5 protein-coding genes are annotated in these 5159 nt (G+C 71.9%); 3 read left to right on the plus strand and 2 right to left on the minus strand.

Annotation, left to right across the window (positions count from 1 at the left end):
- The 3 genes from AB0O00_RS28915 to AB0O00_RS28925 all read left to right on the plus strand — a co-directional run.
- A partial coding sequence (locus tag AB0O00_RS28915; protein WP_363656684.1) for a PQQ-binding-like beta-propeller repeat protein occupies window positions 1-1023 on the plus strand: 1023 nt, incomplete at its 5' end.
- Window positions 1024-1253: 230 nt separating this feature from the next.
- Window positions 1254-2219, plus strand: a complete 966-nt coding sequence (locus AB0O00_RS28920) for a DUF4436 family protein (RefSeq protein WP_363656686.1) — start codon at window positions 1254-1256, stop codon at window positions 2217-2219.
- Between the two features lie 73 nt (window positions 2220-2292).
- A complete protein-coding gene (locus tag AB0O00_RS28925) occupies window positions 2293-3027 on the plus strand; it encodes an alpha/beta hydrolase (RefSeq protein WP_363656688.1) in 735 nt (244 codons plus the stop codon).
- A gap of 20 nt (window positions 3028-3047) precedes the next feature.
- On the opposite strand, the gene AB0O00_RS28930 is transcribed toward AB0O00_RS28925, so the two are convergent.
- Both AB0O00_RS28930 and AB0O00_RS28935 read right to left on the minus strand, forming a co-directional pair.
- Window positions 3048-3449 carry a DUF3592 domain-containing protein gene (locus tag AB0O00_RS28930; protein ID WP_363656690.1) on the minus strand — a complete coding sequence of 134 codons (402 nt, stop codon included), beginning with the start codon at window positions 3447-3449 and terminating at the stop codon, window positions 3048-3050.
- Window positions 3446-5023: an IS200/IS605 family accessory protein TnpB-related protein gene (locus tag AB0O00_RS28935; RefSeq protein ID WP_363656692.1), complete on the minus strand. Its 1578-nt coding sequence runs from the start codon at window positions 5021-5023 to the stop codon at window positions 3446-3448. Before AB0O00_RS28935 ends, AB0O00_RS28930 begins: the two co-directional genes overlap by 4 nt.
- Between the last annotated feature and the right edge of the window lie 136 nt (window positions 5024-5159).

Consider the following 5159-nt stretch of genomic DNA (forward strand, 5'->3'; position numbering starts at 1 on the left):
CGAGAACCCGGGCTTCGGTCGGGGCCGGACGGTGCGCCGAAGCCGGTCTGGACGTACGAGGCGATCGGTGCGCTGAACGCCCCTCCGCTGGTGACCGGCGGCACGGTGCTGCTCGGCGGCGACTCGGTGTTCGCGCTGGACAGCGCCACCGGCAAGGAGCGGTGGCGGGTCCGGGACGCGAGCACGTACCAACTGGCCGCGGCCCACGGCACGGCGTTCTTCACCGTCGCCGGGGACCTGGTCGGCTACGACCTGACGTCCGGGGCACAGCGCTGGAGGTACACCGCCACCGCCACCGCGCCGACCCAGCTGCTCGGCGCCGACGACCACGGCGTCTACACGCTGGCCGACCGCGGCGCCAACCTGCGCGGGGTGGCCGGCTTCAGCCCGGAGACGGGGGCGGCGTCCTGGTTCTCCGAGCGGCGGACGGCGCCCGAACCGGGCGTGAGCTCGCTGACCGCGCCCGACCACGTGCTCTACGGCGACGACAAGGGGAACCTGGTCTGCCGCAGCACCGCCGACGGCCGCGAGCTGTGGTCGGTGAGCACGGGGTCCCCGCTCGGCCACCCGATGTGCTGCGACGGGGAGCGGGTCTACTGCGCGTACCGGCAGCGCGGGCTGCAGGCCGTGCGGCTCGCCGACGGCAAGCAGCTCTGGTCCGTCGAGCCACCGGCGGACGGGCAGAGCGCCTACACCCCGCCGACCGTCTCGGGCGGGGTGGTCTACGCGACCTCGGCCGACACCGACGTCCACGCGTTCCGCGCGAACAGCGGTGAGAAGCTGTGGAGTTGCGGACTCCCGGAGGGCACGGCCGCCCCGGTGCAGGCCCAGGTGGTCGCCGGCACGCTCGTCGTGCCGACCGGCGGCGCCACCGGGCTCTACGCGATCGACACCGCCACGGGCCGGATCCGGTGGAACTTCCGGCCCGGCTCCGACTCCTCGCACGACTGGCTGCTGACCACCGACGGACACCGCCTGATCGCCCAACACGGCGCCACGGTGTACGCGTTGCCGGTGACATAGCCTGACTCTGCGCGATCGGCAGCTCGGGTCGAGCTGTGGTCGGCAGGGTCTTATCATAAAGCTTGACTGAATTTTCAGTCAGTGCAACAGTACTGGTCAGAAGCTATGCACGTGCCGTATCCGGCCCGACAGGTGTCCACCGCCCGGCCTCGGCAGCCACGGCGGACCGGTCAGTCACCCGACCACAAGCGGTCACGCAGAGCTACGATACCGCCTCAGGAAGGACGACTGTGCAGGTCACCCCCGACGACACCACCCCCGCCCCGACGGCCCACCGCAGACCCCGACGCCACTGGCGGTTCGCCGTCGTCCTGGCGGTGGTCGTCGCGCTGTGCGGAACCGGGATCGGGCTGTACCTCAACGAGCGCAACACCCGCGAGCAGACCCGGGAGCTGGTCGTCCCCCCGGCGCCCGACTGGATCGAACTCGACGTCACCGCCCAGGACGTGGACCCGGCGGCCCAACAGCTGTCCCTGTACGTCACCCCCATACCCCACGGCAAGTTCGCCGCGGGCCCCGATTCCCAGGCCTTCGGCCGCTCGGTGGAGATCACCGCCACCGGCTCCCCCAAGACCGTCATCCGGGCGGCCGAGGGCGACACCGCGACGCCCCAGCTCGTCCACGCCGGGATGTACGGCGGCACCGTCACCGACTACCCGTTCGACCGCTTCCACATGGAGGTCGGCTTCAGCGCCACCAGTGGGTCCGCGGCCGTGCCGGTGGGCGTCGTCTTCACCGACACCGACCCGTTCTTCGTCCTGCGCCCACAAGCCACCACCTCCGGCACCACCGCCGCCACCACCTCCGGCACGACCGCGGGCACCAGCACCGGCACCGTGACGCTCGACGCGAAGATCACCCGGTCCCGCAGCACCTTCATCCTCGCCTGGTTCATGATCGCCGCCATGTGGGCCCTCGCCCTGGCCGTCCTCGGCGCGGCCGAGGTGCTCTACCGCAAGCGCGAAGGGCTGGTCTGGCCCTCCCTGGGCTGGATGGCCGCGAGCCTGTTCGCCCTGATCGGCATGCGCAACGCCGCCCCCGGATCGCCGCCGATCGGATCGCTGATGGACTACCTCGCGTTCTTCTGGGCCGAGGGCATCATCGCCGCCAGCCTGGCGTGCACCGTCCTGTCCGGCATCCGCACCGAGCACCGGCTGCGCCGCGAACGGGAACGCGAGGCAGCCGCCGACAGCTAGCCGTGGCCGGGGGGCCGGCGAGGCTTCGCGGGTAGCGTGGGCCGCGATCGCTTACCAGTCCTGGAGGTTGACGATGCCATCGACGGTCGACTCGTTCCGCACGCCCGACGGCATCACGCTCGGGGTCGAGCACTTCGGCGATCCGGCGGCGCCGCTGGTGCTGCTCGTGGGCGCCACGACCATGCTCTCCTGGCCCGACGAACTCTGCCGGGCGCTCGCCCGCGGACTCGACGGCCGGCCGGCGCACCTGGCGGGCATCGGCGTCGGCGGGATGGTCGCCCAGGTCGCCGCGCTCGACCACCCGGAGGCGTTCGCGGCGCTCACCCTCGCCGGGACCCGGCCCGTCGCACCGGGCCCGGTCGACGACGACCTGCCCGACCACGACCCGGCGACGAGGGAGCAGCGGTTCGCGCTCCCCCTGCCCGACTGGTCCGACCGCACCGCCGTGGCGGAGTACGCCGCCGCCGGCGCACGGATCCGCGGCGACGACCCCACCACGGCACGCGCGACCGCCGAGCGCATCTTCGACCGCACGCCGGGCACCGGGCCCGCGGTCCAGATGGCGAACCAGCTGGGCATGGTGTTCGCCAGGCTCGACTGCACACCGCGCTGGCGCGAGCGCCTGGGCGAGCTCACGCTGCCGACGCTGGTGGTACACGGCCGTCGCAACCCGTTCTTCCCGCTCGGCAACGGCGAGGCCCTCGCCCGCGAGATCCCCGGCGCACACCTGCTCGTCCTCGACCAGGCCGCGACGACGATCCCCGACACCGCCACCGCCGAGGTCGCCGCGGCAATGCTCGCGCTGTAGGCCGCCGTTGAGCGGACGGATCAGAGGCGCGCGAGCGCCCAGGACAGCAGTCCCGTTGCCGCCGCCAGGGCCACGAGCGCGAACCAGACGTAGCCGCTGGTGCCCAGGTACGGGTCGTACGGGTCGTACGGGGTCTTGGGCGAGACCACGATGGTCGTGAAGGATCCCAGCGGCAGCGGGTTGCTGCCGGAGGCGTTGCTCACCGTGGCCTGGTAGGTGCGGTCGTCGAGGTGGTACCGGACGATCGGGCGCAGGTAGAACTCGTCGGCCCGGTCGCCCGGCCGTTTGTCGTAGTCGACGACCTCGGCCTGCAGGCGGACGCCCTCGCTGCGGACCCGCCGGTAGTCGGCGTTCACGTCCAGCGCGTACTTCACCATCCGCATCGTCATGACGAGAACGAACAGCGCAACCGTTCCAATCAAGTGAGCAGGAGTGGGTCTTGGACCCAGGTCTGATCACTGCGTGCATCCCGAACGGTGTTGGATGCCCGGCTGGTCGCCCGCGTTCTCGTGGTCCCCGTCCGGCTGCGTGCATCGTGTGCACGGTCCGTGGCGGGGTGGCGGGTTTCCTCGCGCCCCCGGGTTCCCGATGGGGCCTGGACGGTCCGATGCCCGCGACGATCACTCCGGTCGTCGTGGGGCGGTGCCGTCCGTCGCCGGATCGGGTGTCCGAGGGCGCGTCGCCCGATGGCGACAGCGGCGCTGTCGTGTCGGGTGGTCCTGCGTCGTGGGGTTGCGAGTGGCTTCCGCCAGTGCTGCGTGCCCCACTGGGAGGTGTAGGCGGGATCGACCGCAACGATGACCAGGTCCAGCTCGGCGGCCATGGAGACGAGACGGGCGCGGAGTCTGCCGGTGGGGATGCCGGAGATCAGCTGGCGGAACCGCTTGCGGCGGCCGTGCTTCTCCCGGGTGGTCTCTGCGGTGAAGTCCAGGTTCTCCAGGCCGATCGCCCTTACACCGCAGCGCTTCGCCCAGTGCAGCAAGCGGGAGACGGCGTGGCGGACCTGGGCGTCGCGGTGGGTGGCGGTACCGGTCAGGTCGTAGAAGAACCGGCGGGGTTCGCCGACCGGGTTGCCGTGGACATCCAGCTGCCAGCACGCGAAGTGGTCGGCGTTGGTGTCCACGCCGACCATCCCGGCCGCCCGGGCCGTGGCCAGCGGCGCGGTCTTCACGACGGGGCGGGTCCAGGAGGCATCCAGGTACCAGCGCCCCCGCTCCACGTCCAGGTGAATGCGGTACGCCACCGCCCGGTTGGCCTCGATGCGGTCGGCCCACTCGGCGCCCCGGTGCGCGAACGCCACCCTCGCGGCGAGAACGTACCGGCCGTGCTTCGCGTTCGCCAGATCGGCGAGCGCGGCCGGCAGCTTGATCGACACCTCGCCGTCCGGGGCGACACGGATCGTCTCGTTGCCGAACCGCTTGCCGGACTCCCCGTCCGCGGACAGGAACCAGCGGGCGCTCTCCCACCTCTCCCGCCACCGGGCTTCGGTCAGGTCCGCGGCGTCGAGGTTGTGCCGGGTGTTCAGCAGCTTCCGCCCGCCGCGCACCACATGCACGACGCCGTTGTCGCGGTCGGCGGCGACAGCGGCGCGTCGCTCCTCGAGAACGTGCAGGCGCCGGGTCTTGTGGAACCACTCGTGCTTGGAGCGGTAGCCGCCCGGCTGTCGCCTGCCACCCTTCTCGCCGATCGGCAGGGACAGCCGATGGGAGATCGTCCTGATACCGGCGTCCAACGAGTCCAGGTACGCGCCCTGCCCGCGACGCGACAGCGCCCACTGGTCGTGCGTGGCCTTGGTGACGCTCCCGGCCCAGCGCGACGACGACCGCACGGTCAGGTCACGTTTACGGGCGGCCCACGTCTCGCTGCAGTGGTCCAGGCCGTCCGCGCAGCGCGCCTTCAGGTCCTTCGACGCCAGAGCCCCCATATGCCCGCCGACCAGCCGCAGCACCCTCTCGTCCTCGGGCGTGAGGCCCTTGAGACGGTCACGGACCGACACACCCGACGGTCCAAGTGAAACGAACGGCGCGTCGATCCGCCGCAGCGGCTTCCTCTGTGACCCAGCCACGCCAACCCCCTCCCAGCCAGTGCCACCACCCTGGCACACACCACTGACACTGGAGAACTACCGCGGC

The sequence above is a fragment of the Kitasatospora sp. NPDC093558 genome (genome assembly GCF_040683475.1).
GTDB lineage: Bacteria > Actinomycetota > Actinomycetes > Streptomycetales > Streptomycetaceae > Kitasatospora.

Bases quoted from the DNA above. Each gene is read 5' to 3' on its own strand.
- AB0O00_RS28925 (WP_363656688.1), top strand. From the start codon at position 2,293: ATGCCATCGACGGTCGACTCGTTCCGCACGCCCGACGGCATCACGCTC.